This window comes from Pseudomonas sp. FP1742 (genome assembly GCF_030687145.1).
In the GTDB taxonomy this organism is placed as follows: Bacteria; Pseudomonadota; Gammaproteobacteria; order Pseudomonadales; family Pseudomonadaceae; genus Aquipseudomonas; species Aquipseudomonas frederiksbergensis_D.
This window is the reverse complement of sequence record NZ_CP117460.1, coordinates 5,870,374-5,887,264: the sequence shown is the minus strand read 5'-3', so window position 1 is coordinate 5,887,264 and position 16,891 is coordinate 5,870,374. Positions and strand designations below refer to the sequence as shown.

13 protein-coding genes are annotated in these 16,891 nt (G+C 58.8%); 4 read left to right on the top strand and 9 right to left on the bottom strand.

Going from position 1 to position 16,891, the window contains the following annotated elements:
- Window positions 1-5: 5 nt before the first annotated feature.
- The 4 genes from PSH64_RS26680 (at window position 6) to PSH64_RS26665 (ending at window position 8,749) form a co-directional block, all read left to right on the top strand.
- Complete coding sequence (locus PSH64_RS26680; RefSeq protein WP_370694459.1) at window positions 6-4,565, top strand: alpha-2-macroglobulin; 4,560 nt, start codon at window positions 6-8, stop codon at window positions 4,563-4,565.
- A 1-nt stretch (window position 4,566) separates the two neighbouring features.
- Window positions 4,567-6,186 (top strand): DUF2300 domain-containing protein, encoded by a 1,620-nt coding sequence (locus PSH64_RS26675; protein ID WP_305479178.1) that lies wholly within the window; start codon window positions 4,567-4,569, stop codon window positions 6,184-6,186.
- Between the two features lie 3 nt (window positions 6,187-6,189).
- Entirely contained in the window at window positions 6,190-6,996 is an 807-nt protein-coding gene (locus PSH64_RS26670) for a YfaP family protein (protein ID WP_305479177.1), read from the top strand.
- Between the two features lie 322 nt (window positions 6,997-7,318).
- The gene (locus tag PSH64_RS26665; protein WP_105343546.1) at window positions 7,319-8,749 is read left to right on the top strand and encodes a PLP-dependent aminotransferase family protein; all 1,431 of its coding nucleotides are present in this window, start codon (window positions 7,319-7,321) and stop codon (window positions 8,747-8,749) included.
- Here the strand turns inward: PSH64_RS26665 and PSH64_RS26660 are convergent.
- The 9 genes from PSH64_RS26660 to ppa all read right to left on the bottom strand — a co-directional run bounded on the left by PSH64_RS26660 (window position 8,730) and on the right by ppa (window position 16,839).
- Window positions 8,730-9,068, bottom strand: coding sequence for a hypothetical protein (locus tag PSH64_RS26660; RefSeq protein ID WP_146114690.1), 339 nt, complete (start codon window positions 9,066-9,068; stop codon window positions 8,730-8,732). The two genes, PSH64_RS26665 and PSH64_RS26660, sit on opposite strands and share 20 nt — an antisense overlap.
- 73 nt (window positions 9,069-9,141) lie before the next feature.
- Complete coding sequence (locus tag PSH64_RS26655) at window positions 9,142-9,921, bottom strand: class I SAM-dependent methyltransferase (protein ID WP_105343550.1); 780 nt, start codon at window positions 9,919-9,921, stop codon at window positions 9,142-9,144.
- Between the two features lie 106 nt (window positions 9,922-10,027).
- Window positions 10,028-10,927 carry a DMT family transporter gene (locus tag PSH64_RS26650; protein ID WP_105343552.1) on the bottom strand — a complete coding sequence of 300 codons (900 nt, stop codon included), beginning with the start codon at window positions 10,925-10,927 and terminating at the stop codon, window positions 10,028-10,030.
- 64 nt (window positions 10,928-10,991) lie between these two features.
- A complete protein-coding gene (locus PSH64_RS26645) occupies window positions 10,992-11,615 on the bottom strand; it encodes a 2OG-Fe(II) oxygenase (RefSeq protein WP_105343554.1) in 624 nt (207 codons plus the stop codon).
- Window positions 11,616-11,618: 3 nt separating this feature from the next.
- A complete protein-coding gene (locus PSH64_RS26640; protein ID WP_305479176.1) occupies window positions 11,619-12,857 on the bottom strand; it encodes a hypothetical protein in 1,239 nt (412 codons plus the stop codon).
- Window positions 12,857-13,846 carry a hypothetical protein gene (locus PSH64_RS26635; protein ID WP_105343558.1) on the bottom strand — a complete coding sequence of 330 codons (990 nt, stop codon included), beginning with the start codon at window positions 13,844-13,846 and terminating at the stop codon, window positions 12,857-12,859. The genes PSH64_RS26640 and PSH64_RS26635 overlap by 1 nt, the downstream gene beginning before the upstream one ends.
- Before the next feature lie 214 nt (window positions 13,847-14,060).
- Entirely contained in the window at window positions 14,061-14,801 is a 741-nt protein-coding gene (locus PSH64_RS26630; protein ID WP_181150672.1) for an SDR family NAD(P)-dependent oxidoreductase, read from the bottom strand.
- A gap of 549 nt (window positions 14,802-15,350) precedes the next feature.
- On the bottom strand, window positions 15,351-16,097 hold the full coding sequence (locus PSH64_RS26625; protein WP_105343565.1) for a helix-turn-helix transcriptional regulator: 747 nt from the start codon (window positions 16,095-16,097) through the stop codon (window positions 15,351-15,353).
- A gap of 214 nt (window positions 16,098-16,311) precedes the next feature.
- The gene (gene ppa, locus PSH64_RS26620) at window positions 16,312-16,839 is read right to left on the bottom strand and encodes an inorganic diphosphatase (protein ID WP_105343567.1); all 528 of its coding nucleotides are present in this window, start codon (window positions 16,837-16,839) and stop codon (window positions 16,312-16,314) included.
- Window positions 16,840-16,891 lie beyond the last annotated feature (52 nt).

Sequence of the window (16,891 nt, the reverse complement as noted above, 5' to 3'; positions counted from 1 at the left end):
CCCGCATGTTGCGCATTTGCTCAAAACTGCCTCTTTTGCTTGCGTTGGTTCTGCCTCTGTCGGCGGTCAACGCCGAAGACACCGTCGAGCCGAGCGGCTACACGCCGGTGGCCGGTGAGAGCTTTTTTCTCCTGGCCGACAGCAGTTTCGCCAGCGATGAACAGGCGGTGGTACGCCTCGAAGCGCCGGGTCGTGACTATCGCCGGTTTCGCATGGAGCCTTACGGCGGTGCGGACATTCGGGTGTATCGCATCGACAAGCCGCTGGATTTCCTCAAGCGCCAGAAGAACCTGCACCGCGTGGTCAGCGACGGCCAGTTCAAGGGCGAAGGCCTGTCGAACACCCTCGCGTACCTGTGGGACAACTGGTACCGCAAATCCCGTCGAGTGATGCAGCGGGCGTTTTCCTACGAGTCGCGCAAGCAAGTCACCGAGGAAGTGCCGGAACTGAAGATGGGCACCGCCATCGCCGCGCCAACGCCTTACGACGCTCAGCCACAATTCGCGTTGATTCCGGGTCTGCCGGTGGTCAGCCAATTCCGTTATCCGCTGTGGCAAGCCAAACCGATCCAGCCGCCTGAAGGCGTGAAACTGGTCGGTTCTTCCAGCGAGTTCGTCAGTGTCTCGCCGGGCAACGTGTACATCCCGTTGGGCAACCTGAAGCCGGGCCTGTACCTGGTGGAAGCGCTGATCGGCAAGTACCGCGCGACCACCATGGTGTTCGTTTCCAACACCGTGGCCGTGAGCAAGATTGCCGGTGATGAATTGCTGGTGTGGGCTGCGCGCAAACACGAAGGCAGTTCGGTGCCGAAGGTCAATGTGCTGTGGACCGATGGCCTGGGCGTGATGAGCAGTGGCGCCACCGATGCCGATGGTTTGCTGCGCCTGAAACACGTCAGCCCCGAGCGTTCGTTCGTGATCGGCGAAGACGAAGAGGGCGGGGTGTTCGTCTCCGAGAACTTCTATTACGACAGCGAAATCTACGACACCAAACTCTATGCCTTCACCGACCGACCGCTGTACCGGCCGGGTGATTGGGTGTCGTTGAAAATCGTCGGCCGCGAGTTCAAGAATGCCCGGGATTCCGTGGCACCGACTGCTGCCGATGTCAATGTGACGGTGCTCGATGCCACCGGCACGGCGTTGCAATCGTTGGCGTTGAAGCTCGATTCCAAGGCCGGTACTCAGGGCCGTTTCCAGTTGCCGGACAATGCGGTGGCAGGTGGTTATGAGCTGCGTTTCAGCTACAAGGATCAGGCCTACAGCAGTGCCTTCCGCGTGGCTGAGTACATCAAGCCGCACTTCGAGATTTCTCTGAACCTGGCCAAGCAGGATTACCGCACCGGCGAACCGGTCAAGGGCAGTCTGGTGTTGTTGTACCCGGACGGTAAACCAGTGGCCGACGCCAAGGTGAGCCTGAGCCTGCGCGCCCAGCAGTTGTCGATGGTCGATAACGAACTGCAATACCTGGGGCAATTCCCGGTGGAGCTGACCAGTGCCGAACTGACCACCGATGCCAAGGGCAACGCGACGCTTGACCTGCCCGCCGCCGAGAAACCGAGCCGCTACATGCTCACCGTATTCGCCAGCGATGGTGCGGCGTATCGGGTCAAGACTACCAAGGAAATCCTCATCGACCGGGGCGCCGCCAGTTTCCGCCTGAGCGCGCCGCAACGGTTCAGCGCGGTGGGCAGCAAGGTTGCCTTCAGCTATGCCAACGAAGGTGGCAGCGAGCAAAGCAAAGCGGTCAACCCGAGCAGCTACAGCTGGGTGCGACTCGAAGACCAGACCACTGGCGAAGGCAAACTTGCCGCCAAGGACAAAGGCTTCAGCCTGGCCTTCGACCGTCCGGGTACTTACAACCTGACGCTGAAGGATGATCACGGCCGCGTGCTTGGCGCGACCGGCCATTCGGTCACGGGTGATGGCGTCAAAGCGGTGCCCGGCACCGTGGAAATCGTCCTCGACAAACCCGAGTACAAGGCTGGTGACGAAGCCCTCGCGTTGATCACTTTCCCCGAGCCGGTCAGCGATGCGTTGTTGTCGCTCGAGCGCGACAAGGTCGAGGCCACGGCGTTGCTGTCCAAGGGTGGCGACTGGCTGAAGATGGAAAAACTCAGCGACACCCAATACCGCGCGCGCATCGCGGTGAAAGACAACTTCGCGCCGAACCTGACGTTCTCCGTGCTCTACACCAAGGGCGGTCAGTACAGCTTCCAGAACGCCGGTATCAAGGTGGTCGCGCCACAGATCGATGTGGCGATCACTACCGACAAAGAGGCGTATCAACCCGGCGATACCGTGTCCGTGGACCTCACCACCCAGTTCGCCGGCAAGCCGATTCCGGCGCACCTGACGGTCAGCGTGGTCGACGAAATGATCTACGCGTTGCAACCGGAAGTCGCGCCGACCATCGACCAGTTCTTCTATCACCCACGCCGTAACAACGTGCGCACCAGCGCCAGTCTGTCGTTCATCAGCTACGACGTGGCACTGCCGGGCAGTCCTGGCGCGCCGGGTAAAGCCAACCGCAGCGAGCGCGGGGTGAAAGTGCTGGAGCGGCCGCGTCGTGAGGACGTCGACACCGCCGCGTGGCAGCCGGAATTGATCACCGACGCCAACGGCAAAACCCGCTTCACCTTCAAGATGCCGGACTCCCTGACCCGCTGGCGCATTACCGCCCGGGCCATCGCCGATGACGGCCAGGTCGGGCAGAAGAAGCAATTCGTGCGCTCGGAAAAACCGCTGTACCTGAAGTGGAGCGGCCCGACCAAATTCCGCAGCGGCGACAAACCGGATCTTGGCGTATTCGCTTTCAGTCAGGCCGAGAAACCGGTCAAGGCTGAGCTGGTGATTCATTACGCCGGTGCCGAGCAACGTGTGCCGGTCACTTTGAACAACGGCATCAACTACATCCCGTTGCCGGCGTTCACATTGGCCAATGGCGATTGGACCGCCGAGCTGGTGCAGGACGGCAAAACCGCCGACGCACTGGCTGTGCGCCTGACCGCGACTGGCGAAGGCTGGCAGGTGACCCAGAGCCAAAGCCTGGACGCGGTCAGCGGCGACACGCCGTTGACCCTGCCGACGGATGCCACGGATATTCGCCTGCGTCTGGATGACAGCCCGCAAGCGGTGTTCCGCTCGGCCCTCGATGATCTGCTGAGCTATCCGTACGGCGGCGTCGAACAAACCGCCAGTCGTTTGCTGCCGCTGAGCATCGCCTATCCAACGCTGTCGTCGAATCCACAGATCCGCGATCGCTTGCGTTTGATCATGCAGAACAGCCGTCTGCGGCTGGTGCAAATGGCCGGGCCATCGGCGAGCTTCACCTGGTGGGGCTTTGACGGCGAGCCGGATGCGTTCCTCACCGCCTATGCGTACTACGCCGACTGGCACGCCAGCAAGGCGCTGGAACTGACTTTGCCGCCGGAGCATTGGCAGCGGGTGCTGGAGGTGTACGCGAAACAGGCACAGAACACGCCGCTGTTGCAGCGTGCGTTGATTCTGTCGTTTGCCAAACAGATGCAATTGCCGGTGAACACGTTGCTCAGCGGTTTGATGGATGATCTGGCGAAAGCCGGCGAGGGCAAAGCGGCGAGCGTCATGGACGATGGCGCAGAGAGCCTGGTCATGAACGATCCGGATTCGGCCTTGGGGCTGGCCAGTGCTCGGGTGCTGACCGCGTCTTTGGCGCGTCAGGCCAAGGTCAATCTGCCGCCGGCGTTCAGTCGCCAAGTGGACGCGGCGCAACAACAAGTGGCCGCCAGCGCCCAACCGTTTGTCGAAGCCCTGAACCTGTCGCTGCAAGCCTTCGATCAGGCCCACGCGCAAGCGTTGTTGCAACGTCTGTTGCCACAGCAATCGACCCTGGAACGCGCGTTGGCGCTGACCTGGTTGCAACGCAGCATCGAGCAGGCCTCTCCGACCATCGCACTGGCACCGGGTGAGGGCTGGAAGAAACGTTACAGTGATACCGGTGAGATGTATTGGACGTGGCAGGGCTCCTCGCCAGTGCCAGCGGCGTTGTCGCTGACCGGGACGCAAGAGCGCCCGCTACGCGCCATGTTGAGCTTCCAGACCAAACAACCGGCAATCGAACCGATGCCTGTGACCATCACCCGTCGCCTGTCGCGTCTGGTGCCGGGTGATGAAGCGTTCGAATTCAAACTCGAAGCGGTTGGCACCAAGCCATTGTCCAGCGACAGCCTGTACCTGGACGAAGTGATCATTACCAGCAAAGCGGCGAAACCGCTGCGCTACGGCATGCTCGAAGTGCCGCTGCCACCGGGTGCGGACGTCGAGCGCACCACGTGGGGCATCAAGCTGATGGGCAAGGCCGGCACCGAGCCGACCTCGCTGGAGAAGGCCCGTTTCGAGCCGGGGCAAATGGCCTATGCGGTGCCAGTGGATGCGCTGAGCGGCGAGTTGCGCCTGCGTCATCTGGTGCGCTTCTCGCAAAAAGGCCAGTTCAACCTGCCGCCGGTGCGTTTCACGCAGGTCTACGCGCCACAGCATCAGGCTCAGGAACAGAAACCGGCACTCGGTCAGGTCACGGTCAACTGACATGACCCGGCCTCTGGTCTGGTTACTGCTGTGTTTGATCCCTGTGCTGGCGACAGCGCAGGACGAACCGTTGCGCCTGGGCTTCAAGGGTGAATTGCTTGGGTTGAGCCGGACTCAGGTGATCTCGCGTGAGCCATTGCCCGCAGATTTGCAGACGCCGCTGGGCAGCCTGTGGAAGCTGTTTGTCTACGGTTGGCTGGTGGACACCGGCGCACGCGAGCCGGCTTATGAATGTCGCGGGCAATCGAAGGAAGAAGTTTATTGCTGCACGGTGGGCGGCACGATCGGGCGTGATCAGGCGTTGGTGAAGTCCTGCGGGTTGTACTTTGAGCCTGCACGCCTGGGCATTACCGGCACGCAGTGGCGCGAGTATTGGCAGGCGAAGCAAGCGCCGAAGTGGTTGCTGGACTTGCCGTCGTTGCAACCCCAGACCCGGGTTTCGGTGGCTGAGCTGCTGAAGGTGCTGGCCGTAATGCCCGCGCAGGATCAGGCCCGCAGGGTATTGCTCGATGTGGTGCTCAATGCCGCGGACGGCAATGTCGTGGGCGAACTCGGTGGTCGGTTGCGGGTGAAAACCTGGAGTTGGCTGGGGGATCAGGATCCTTCGTCACGCCAGGGCGGATTCGCAGGCTGGACGGCGGACGGCACGCCGATCTGGGCCGGTGGGCGCGGCACCAGCCAAATGGTGTTGCGCCATTATGGTCAGGCGCTGGCGACGGTGCTGCCCTCGTCATGGCCAGCCGAGGCTGGGAAGTGCGTAGAGGTCGGCCTGTTCGCGCGTTATCCACTGAAACGCGTGCTGTCGGGGGATCGCGTTGTAGCGCCCGGCCCTTTGCAAGGCGACTATCGCGTCGAGTTCGCCAACGGCAATCAACTCGATATCCACAGCGACGGCGAGTTGTTCTTGCTCAAAGACAAACTCATCGCCCGCCTCGATCGTGAAGAATACGTCGCCCGCGTCCTGCAGCGTGAAGCCAGGCCTGAACCCGTCGAAGCAGCCAAAGCCTTGGCCGTCGCGATCCGCACCTACCTGCTGCAAAACGCCACCCGCAATGGCGAGTGCCTGAGCATCGACGACAGCAGCAGCCGACAACGGGTTGCGCCACGTCCGGCTGCCAGCGAATCGCGCAACATCGCGGCGTGGACCAGCGATCTGGTCCTGGCCGGCACCGCCGTCACCTATCATTCCGACCTACCGGGGCCGGACAAACTCTCCTGGCAACAAGCCGTCGAACAGGCCAATGCCGGCCAACGCTATGACGCCATCCTGCTGCATGCCTATCCGCGCGCCAGCCTCAGCCGTTGGGACAACCCCGTCGCCTCCTGCGAAGCACTGCCCGCCGCGCAGGACTGGCTGCAAAACCAGCGCCGCGGCTGGCGCCAACGACTCGAAAACGAAGTTGGCTACAACGAAGTCAGCACGTTTGCGGTCTGCCGCCTGGCCTTTGGTCGTCCGTTTGTCGACCGCGAACGCCAGCGCATCTACGTGCGCGGCGTGCTGTCGTTGCAAGACCGCCTCGACCTGACCCACGAATACCTGCACCTGGCCTTCGAAGCACACCCTAACGGCCAGGATGAAACCTACATCGAAGGGCTCGCCCGCCACCTCTTGCTGGAATAGGCCATGAAACTCCGTTATCCACAGGTCTTGCTGTTCCTTTGCGCTTTTTGCGTACTGCCGGCGACATTTGCCGCCGTGAAACTTGATACGCCCATGGGAGGCTGGCGTACCGGCGCTCCTGAAGGCGATGGCGAAAACTTTCGTCAGACGGTCAATTACCCGGCTTCGTCGGTTAATACCCCGGTGGGCCAGGCCAACACGGCGCGCATTACCGGTCAGATCCAATCCACCCCCAAGAGCAATGAACCCGGCAAACTGATCGTCAACGGCGTCAGCATGCCGTTGAAAATTGACCCCGCCGGCCGTTTCGATCGCCCGTTCTCATTCCCCAAAGGCAGCAACAGCGTTGAAGTCCGCAGCCCCGATGGCCAACAACGCCACCGCACGCAGTTCCTCAATGCCAACGGCGGCGCCACCCCAGCCAAGTTGCGAGTGCTGCTGGCCTGGGACAGCGACGGCACGGATCTGGACTTGCACCTCATCACCCCCGATGGCGCACACATCTGGTACGGCGATCGTGTCGCGCCCAATGGCGCGGCGCTGGATGTGGACGTGACCACCGGCTACGGCCCGGAAATCTTCGCCATGCCGGCGCCGATCAAAGGGCAATACCTGGTGTACGTGAACTACTACGGCGGCGGGTATCGCAGTGATGACGAAGGGCAGGAAGAGGCTGTTCAACCGCTGACCACCGCGCAAGTGACGGTGATTACGGAGGAGGGGACGCCTGATGAAAAGATGGAGACGTTCCTGGTGCCGATGCGGGCGGTGGGGGAGTTGACGTTGGTTAAGGGGTTTAGTTATCCGTAAATGAGATAGTCTCGGCGCTGCTGAGACTTACCCTGGACCCAATACCTGATCATTCTCAACCGATATTTGGCAAACAGGACTTCTACCTTGATCCTTTGGATCAAAATGTCCGCTAACCCCATGAAAACCCATTCATATCCCTGAGCTTTTATCCGACGGAATAGACAAGGTGTTTTTCGAGCACTGGCGTAAACTTTGCTTACAAAAATTCCAGGTTACTATCTCGCACGCGAGTGCTTGCACGATGGCCTGTCGATCACCGGCCTGCTCTTTGCCAGGCATCAGGAAGACCATGGTGGCGGTTGTTCATTAAGGGAATGAGATGTTTGAGATAGATCGCAGCAGCAAGACGCTGTTGGTGGACCAGATCCGAAATGCAATTATTGCCCGTATTGAATCTTTCCAATGGGTTCAAGGCAGTCGGTTGCCTTCGGTCAGGGCGCTCTCCAAACAATTGGGCGTCAGTAACTTTACGGTGAGCAGCGCGTACGAGGACCTCGTGGCGCAGCACATTATCGAGTCCCGCCCCGGGGCCGGTTACTTCATTCTCGCGACCAGTCCTGCGGGAAGCCTCAAGGATCTGGACGAGTTGATTCCTCCGTCCAGCCTGCATGCGGGGTTTCTGTACCGCGCACTGGACCCTTCCCAATACGATATCCCGGTCAGTTCAGGTTACTTTCCGCCGTCCTGGCTGGCTGACGCTGTACCCGTTTCTGTTACCGGACGGCTGATACGTAACACGCTGTCTTGCAGCGTTCCGGCCCCCGCTGCGGGGAGTCAGCAATTGCGCTCGGTGATTGCGCGCAAGTTGCGAGAGGTTCAAATCGATGCCTCCAGCAACCAGATTGTGGTGACGGTGGGGGCTACTCACGCGTTCTCGCTGATTCGCAACGTCATGCTCAAGCCCGGTGATTACCTGCTGGTCGAAGACCCGAGCTACTTGTTGCTGCAGTTGAAGCTGATCAAGGGGCGGGATTTCAACATCATCACGGTGCCACGAATGGGGGACGGTCCGGATCTGGAGGCCATGGAGGCCATGCTGATCAAGTACCGGCCAAAACTGTTCCTGACCCAGACCCTGATCCACAACCCTACGGGCGGCAATACCTCCCCGGCCAAGGGGTTCAAGATTCTTTCGCTGGCCGAGAAGTATGATTTTCATATTGTTGAAGATGATATTTTCGGTTCGCTGTCCGCCAAGCAAACACTTCGACTGGCCAGCCTGGACGGTTTGAATCGCACCTTTTACATCAGCGGTTTCAGCAAGGTGCTCAGTCCTGCCCTGCGCCTTGGATATGTGGCGGCCCCACCGGCCTTTGTCGAGCGTCTGGTGGAGCAGAAGATGTACAACCTGTTGTGCGGCTCATCGATGGACGAAACCATCGTGACCTACACCCTGGAGTCCGGGCGCTATCAACATCATTTGGATGTTCTGCGCCAGCGGGTGATGCAGGAGCGTGTCAGGGCTCGGGAGTGGCTGGGCAAGGTAGGCGTGGTGTTTGATGAACCCAGCGTGGATGGTTTGTTTCTCTGGGGGCGTTTCCCCGCGCAGGTGGATATTCGCCGTCTGATCGAACGGGCCCATGACGCCCGCATCTTTCTGGCTCCAGGCTCGTTGTTCAGCAACACCCGGGATTACGATCAATATATTCGCCTGAACGTCAGCCACTGCAATGACATCCAGTTCAAGCGTTTCATCGATGCTCAGACCGGTAGCGAAATAGCCCGCGGAGTCACGGAACACAGCGTTTGAGACTTGGCCCCGGGTTAGCCTGATGCTTGTCGATCTTGCTGCCCGGCGGCGCGTCATGGGTGTCTTGCCAGCTTTTGAAGTACTCCGCCAGGGTGGCCACTTCCCCCAGGTCTTCATAGGAGTAGATGACGCCGTTGAGGATCTGGACTTCATCATTGTCGCGCAGTGATTGAATGAAAGAGTCTTCAACGATTTCCAAGCCGTTGACGGACAGGCTGATGTCATCGATCCAGAACAGCGGCTTGCCGTCCTGGTTCGACCACACCCGGGCGTCGGCGTAAAAAGATTTCAACGCTAATCCATTGGTTTTTATAGACATATCGTTAATTCCAGTTCGACGGTATTGCTGATTGATCCAGCGTGTCGCTCTTTTTCAGGCAGGTTCTGTGGGGCTATGCCTTTTTTTCAGCTCTGAAACGCAGGCGCGTGTAATCCACTGTCCATCGGCCATCGGAGTCCAGCAGGTCATTGGCCAATTCCTCCGTCACTTCCTCCAGAAAATCCGCGCGGGCTTCAACCGGCAGCACTGTCAGGTAAGGGCTACCAAAGGTTTGTATCCATTGGGCAATGGAGTAATCCAGCACCAGGGGTCGTTCGAACCAACTGATGAAGCTGACGTGAAACCCCGCGTTCTCCAGTACCCGCTGGTATTCTCCGGCGGTGGGCAGGTACCAGGGCTCAATGTCTTGCGCATCGACGGATCGGCGCTCCAGGGCGCCGTGGATCGCCCGTCGGATCAGCAGGGCATTTTCGGCACCGGCGAACTCACCGACGAAACGTCCACCGGGTTTGAGTGCCATAAAGGCCCCATGGGCGACTTGGTCGGCACGTCGCATCCAGTGCATGGCGGCGTTGCTGAACACTGCGTCGAATTCTTGGTGAAAGATCAGTTCTTCGGCATTACCCAACCTCACATCCAGGCCGCGCAAACGTGCGGCTTTCACCTGTTCCGGGCTGTAATCGAAACCCACCACCTCAGCGCCTTGCCGAGCCAGTTGCTCGCTCAGGTAGCCGTCGCCACAACCGATGTCCAAGACCCGCTCGCCAGCCTTGAGGGCCAACAGTTCCACCGCGCCGTTGGCGAGCTGAGCGACGAGACGGGCGTTGTTTTCATACTGCGAGGCGTCCCATTGTTGCTCTGAGGCGGGACGAAAAAAGCTCGAAGAAGTCATGGGCGGGTTTCCGTCTGGGTGTGGAGAGGGGGTAACAGCCGGGCTGAAAGCCCCCTCGAGGAACACGTGGATGGGAGCGCGCTGGTTAGCCGGCGCGCGACCCTGTTCAGATGCGCTTGGACAACCAGACCAGCACGATGACGATGGCGCAGACGGCCGGGGTCAGCCAGTTCCACAGCTCGCCCATCAGGAAGATCGAAAAGGCAAACGTGAAGAACGGTTGCAGCAACTGCAGTTGGCTGATGCGCTGGATACCACCCAGGGCCAGGGCGCGGTTCCATGAGAAGAAGCCCAGCAGCGAGTTGATCAGGGCCAGAAACAGCAGGGCGGCGACCCCTTGTGCAGGCAGGTTGGCGATGGTCTGGCTGTCATAGAGCCAGAGGCTGACCGGAAGCAGCACAGGCAGGCTGATGACCAGGGTCCAGCACATGACCTGCCAGCCCGGCAGTTCCTTGGAAAGTGCACCGCCCTGAGCGTAGCCAAAACCGGCCAGCAGCACGGCGCCCAGCAGCGCCAGATCGCCGATGTAGATGTCCGAGACATTCGACTTGATGACGGTGTAGGCCATCACCACCAGGAAGCCCAGGCTTGAGACCGCCCAGAACATTTTGGATGGGCGAGTGCCTGTGATGAGGGTACCGAAGATCGCAGTGGACAGCGGCAGTGCAGCGAGTACCACGCCGCCGTGGCTGACCGGAACGTATTGCATGCCGAGCGCGGTGAGGATCGGAAAGCCATAAACGATCCCGGTGGACGTCAGCAACATTCGCTTGATTTGCGAGCGGTTGGGAATCTTTGCCCGACCGATAAGCAAAAAGGGAATTGCCGCAAACGCAGCCAACACCGACCGGAAGAACCCGACTTGCAGGGCACTGAGGTCGCCGGCGAGCATTTTTGCCGCCGGCAAGGTCATGGCGAAGGCCGCGACCGAAATGAGCCCCAGGAAATAGGCTTGCAGGTCTTGATTCTTTGTTTCTTGAAAGCTGGCTACGTTGGTTTGCGTCATGGGACGTTTCCTTCTGGTTTCGCCGGTTGAACGTCCGCCCTGCAAGGGCGGACGCACCTACCGATCAGATCTGTTTGTTGTTGAGGTTGGGTTTGTCCAATGGGCTGGTGCTCAGGAAAAACACCAGGGACGAGCGTGTGCCGCTCTCTACCTTGCGCACGCCGTGTGGAATCTCGCAGCGATTGATCAGCACATCGGCATAGCCGGTTTTAAATTGCGACTCGCGGCCTTCATGCTCGATGAAAAACTCGCCGCCTTCGTATTGCTTGCCGAACTGAATCACCACGGAGTAGCGGTATTCCAGGTTGCTGTAGGTATCGATGTGCTTGCCGATGAAGTTGCCGGCTTCCAGCAGGTTGGACTGGCAGCGCCGGATAAAGCACTCGCCTTCCATGATGCCGTTGAAGAACTCACGGCTTTTTCCCGAAGAGAGGATCTCCACCACACGTTTGCCGTAGGGATCGTTGCGATACACGGGCAACTGGCCTTTTTGGTCCTCCATGAAGCGTCCCACCGCGAGAAAGTTTTCTTCGCCCACATCACCGATTTCGATGATGGTTTTGGGAATGACCTGGCACGCCGCTTCCATGTACTCCAGGTCTTCTTGAGAAAACAGCTGTGAGGCTTTGAGGGAAGCGTAGGCGTTGTTCTGCAGTTCGTGGTTCGCAGCTTGAATCGTCTCTTGCATTGCTCAGACTCCTTGAGAGGTGGACGTTGGGTACAGGCTGTTTTGGGTGTTGAGAGAAGCAGATTCCCGAGGGGTAAAAGGCTCGGCCACCCCTCGGCACAAATGGTCGCGAATCAGGTACAGCCCCGCCATGAACCCCCAGACTTCGAGGAACGGGCCATAAGGCGAGGGCTGTTGCTCGACGCTGGCGCGATAATTGGCGATATGCCGGTAATGGACGTTGGGGCGGCGGTGGTGCGCGTCGTGGTTGGGCAAGTCTTGCGGGTACACATACAAGCGCACCGGCAGATCGTAGAGCACGCACTTCAGTACCCAGGCGGCATGGGCGACGACCCCGCTTTCTGGTGGAGTACGGCCCTGGAAACGCCCCCAGGTCAGTCGGCCATAGTGGCTTTTCTCGGTGCTGTGGGCGTCCCGGTGGTAGAACCACAGGTGCTCGGTAAACAATTGCAGCCACATGGAGTGCTCGAACAACACAGCACGCGGGATCACATACATCAAGCCAAAGGCTTGCAACCCGCCTGCGGCCCACAGCAGCGTCAGCAATACGCCCCAGAACACCCAGCGAAACAGCGCTTCACGACGGTCAAGACGAACAAAGCTGTCGAGCAACGTCCCACGCCATTGGCGCATCAGGTAAACGGGGCGAAAGGGCGTGCAGCAAACCCGCCACCAGTAGACCGCTTCAGGCATCCCCGGGTAAAAACCTTGCTCGCGGATGAAGCGCTGGTCGGGATCCGTGTCAGAACACAACACGTGGATATTGTGGTGTTCGCGCACATGGCTCTGGTTATAGGTGTCCCAGTCCTGGTACAGCAGCGGCGTGGTCAGAAACAACCTGGCATAGCGCTGTGCGCGAGCCTTGTCCTTGAGCACCGCGCCGTGGGTCAAGTAGTGGAAGGTCGCTTGCATGCTGCGCAAGCGGTTAACCATCAGGACCCAGCCCACCAGTACCAGCAACACCGCCGTACCCGTGGAGAAGGCACCCTCCAGAACGGCCTGGCCGAGCATCACCAGAGCAATCATCACCGACCAGGTGAACAGCAAATGAACCACCAGAAAGCGCTCACCGTTCTCATTCATTGCGCGCTTTAACGCCTCGGGCGTGAGCGCCTGACCCTTGCCGGTCAGCCAGGTCCAGAAACCCTGGAAGGGCAGGTGGGCATAGCTGGCGCGGACATCGCCCTGTGGCCCGTACTGACAGTAGTGAGTGCATTGACCTGCACTTTCACGAGGGCTCATCAGTAAACCCTGGTCAGATAGAGGACGGGAATGGTGCTGTACAGCCAATAGAAGGGTTGCATGCGATTGTGATCCGCCCCGATGACAATCGGGTTGGTCCACTGCTGGGCAAACACCTTGCCGATGGCCGCATACTCCGCACCCTGGGCATACAGGATCTGCATCAGTTCTTCGTTGCTGCGTTGTTGATGCCAGGCCTGATAGAGCGGCAGTCGTGCACTGAAGATAGAGGCATAGTCGAGATCCTCCTCGACGATGCAGCCGTTGTCCTGATGTGCCAGGCGCTGCTGGGCCTCAGCCGTCAGTGCATGCCAGCAGTCCTCGCCACCGGCAGCTTCGGCGATCATGATCGACTCGGCGTCAGGGCCGAGAACGTCGAGGATCTTCTGCTGGCTGATTCGCAGTTTGCGAGCGAAGCCTTCGCGTGTTTCCTTGAGACGGTTCAGGGTACTGGCGTCAAACCCTTCAAAATCCCCGGCCGCCACGGCGATCCGGGCATCGATGCCATGCTTTTTCAGCACGGCTTGCAGGTCAGGCAGGGTCTTGACCACGCGTCCGGCCACCAGCCCGATGCCTTCGCCCAGATGTTCGAAGGTATAACGCAGGCGACCATTCTTGTTTTCGTAGCCGTAATCAGGGCACACCGGAGAGACTAGGGTAATGGTTTCACCGGCCAGTCCCTTGGCCAGGGCCTGGGCAAAACGCGCGACAAAGTGCGGGGCGGATTGGGTAAATGACAGGCGCTCAAAGGCCTGCTCAAGATCCACCACCAATTCGTCCGGTAGTTCTCGCATGGCGGGGTATCGCACTTTCAAGGCCGGCGTCGTGGCGGTGTTGTCGTTGATGGCACACAGCAGCAAATTCAATAGCGAAGGGCGGCTTTGGTTGATGTACGGCTTGTCCAGAATCAAGGTTTTCTTGCCTTGAGTGGAACGGACCTGCCATTGAAAGCCAGGGAACTTGGACTGAATGAAACGATAAAATGGCATGTAACGGGGAAGGCCCGTCTGGCCATCGTCCGAGTGTTGGAACTGGGCATAAACAGCTGACAACTTTGATACTTCACTTTCAATACAAAGTGCCTGTACCAAATCAGCCGGAGGTTGCTGGGAAAGTGAAATAGGTGACAGCACACGCTTGCTGATCAACTTATGTGTGAGTTTGTTTCTGACATAGTAATGGGCAAGAGATTGGCTCATGGGGTCACCGGTACGAAAGTTCCTGATCAGCAGGCATTAGTTCAATAAGATTAATATTGACGTGGGTGGGCTGATGCAGGGCCCAGAGGATCGAGTTGGCAACATCCATCGGCTCAAGCGGCGTCAGGGTGCTGTACACCCGGTCGGCTCTGGCTTGATCGCCGGCAAATTGAACCAAGGCAAATTCTGAGCGGGTTTTCCCGGGAGCGATGTTGGTCAGCCGGACCCTAGACCCCACCAGTTCGGTGCGCAGGCATTGTCCGAAGTGGTCGACAAAGGCCTTGGACGCGGCATAGACATGGCCACCGGCATAGTGATAGTGAGCGCCAATCGAAGTCAGGTTGATGATGTGCCCGCAACCGCTTTCTATCAGTTTGGGCAATACCGCCCGAGTGACATTGATCAAACCGTGGACATTGGTCTCCAGCATGGTGGATATTTGAGCGTCCGAGACTTCCAGTAACGTCCCTTGTCCCTGAAGCAAACCGGCGCTATTGATGAGTTTGCTGATAGTGGCAAATGCATCAGGAAGTTGTTTCAACTGTGTATTGAGTGAGTCGATGTCACGAACATCGCAGTTCAAGGGATAAAAACGTTCGCCCAGTTCGTCGCCAAGTGCATTGAGGCGCTCGGTTCTGCGCCCGATCCCAATTACCTTGTTTCCCTGTTCTATCAACTTTCTGGCGCAGGCCAGACCAATGCCTGATGTCACTCCGGTGACAACCACTGTTTCATCAGTGTTCAATTGAAACTCCTTTTCTATTGTATTTTTATGGGCCATTGGCGGGCTGAAGCGTGGGTGCCTTGGTGAACACCTGCAGATTAGGGAGCCTGGCGAAGGAAGTACCGGTACGGCGATGGGCGTGGGCAACGAACTGTATGGTTGCGCGACCATGACAGTTGAGGAGGGCGGTTTTTTGAGAGGGTGCTGGCGTACGGATCGATGCCTGGTGACAGGCCTTGCTTGGGGGATTGGGACAGGGTGGGATTTATTTCAGGCATTAAAAAGCCGGCTTGTGGCCGGCTTCTCGGGGACTGGCTTGGTTTATTTTTGGTAAACCGCGCCAGCCTTCAAAACGTACACCCGGATCTTGCGTCCGGCTGTGGGACTTGGCGAGAAAGTGATCTGCCTTGTCGGTGCGATCTGAGCCTTGGAAGGGTCGATGCGCAAATGTGGGGCGCAGCATACTGATTTTTTTGAGGAATTCCCAGCTTGGCGTGCGGGGTAGAGCGATGGCGCTGAGGCGTAGCAGCGCCGAACGCAGGCTTCGCCAGTTGCTACAGGGCTTCGTATTTACAGGAACGGTACGGACGGCCTGCGTTTGTTGAGCGTGGACCACCAGAACACCCATCCCAATACCCTGATGTTCTGCTTATCGATCTGCTCGGCACTGAATATCTCATCCGGGTACTCAGTACGGTTGTGACTGCGCAGCCGCAGCGCATTCCCCGGCATCCTGTGCAGGTACTTGATCCGCAGCATTCCGTCATGCTCGATCGCGTAGATCTCGCCATCGATGATCTGCGTCAACCCGCGATCAATGGCGAGGGTGGAACCGTCTTCAATTTTTTCGGCCATGCTGTTACCGATCATGTGGGTGCAGATGGCGTCGGCATGTTTGATTTCCAGGGAGTCGAGGTGGCTGTGGGGCAGGCGGATGGATTGGCCGGGGTCTTCGACGACATGGGTTTTATTGGAGCCGGGGGCGGTGGCGGTTTCTTTGAAGAACGGCAGTTCGACGTCAATGGACTCGACCACGGTGTAGACGCCGCGGATGGCCTGGGCGTCGAAGGTGTTGCCGGACTGGTCGAGTACGCGCAGGCGTGTGGACTCTTTCGGGCCTTCGCCGGTTTTCAGCCAGTCACTGTTGACGGACAACAGTCTGGCGACTTCTTCCATGCGGTAAGCGGGCACACCGCGGGTGTACCAGTTGTGGATATTTTGCGCTTCCGTGTCGAAGAAAGCGGCAAATCCTGTCGTTGTGATGTTGGCTGCTTCGAGGAGCGCTCTAAACCGTGGGCCGCTAGTGTTCTTTTTCATAAACACGAGTTTACGGGCGCAGGATGGGGGTTTGAATAAACGACCCGTTCAAATTTCGAGGGAAATTTAAGACTGGATGTAAGACGCTTTTGGTAAAAATTAAACAGGCAAACACCCAGGCCGAGCGGTTGAAAACCCCTTGTTAAAGGCGTTTCAGACGCCCACAAAAAACCCCGGATCAACCGGGGTTCTTGTTGACGCTTGCCGTGGCTTCTCAGCCTTTATAGGCAGCAGCCGACTTGGTGATCGCGGCGCGGGCGGCGTCTGCACCGTCCCAACCTTCGATCTTCACCCATTTGCCTTTTTCGAGGTCTTTGTAGTTCGCGAAGAAGTGCTCGATCTGCTGGATCAGCAGGGCTGGCAGGTCGGTGTATTCCTTCACGTCCACGTACAGCTGGGACAGCTTGTCGTGTGGAACTGCAATGACTTTGGCATCGCCGCCGCCGTCGTCGGTCATGTTCAGGATGCCGACTGGACGCGCGCGGATCACCGAACCTGGAGCAACCGGGTAAGGGGTCACGACCAGCACGTCGAGGGGATCACCGTCGTCAGCCAGGGTGTTCGGGATGTAACCGTAGTTGGCCGGGTAGAACATCGGGGTGGCCATGAAACGGTCAACGAACAGGCAATCGCTGTCTTTGTCGATTTCGTATTTGATCGGCGCGTGGTTGGCCGGGATCTCGATCGCGACGTAGATGTCGTTCGGCAGGTCTTTGCCAGCCGGAATCTTGCTGTAGCTCATTGGGCGGTGCCCCCGTTAGTTGACCAAAAATACTTGGCCGGATTGACCAAAA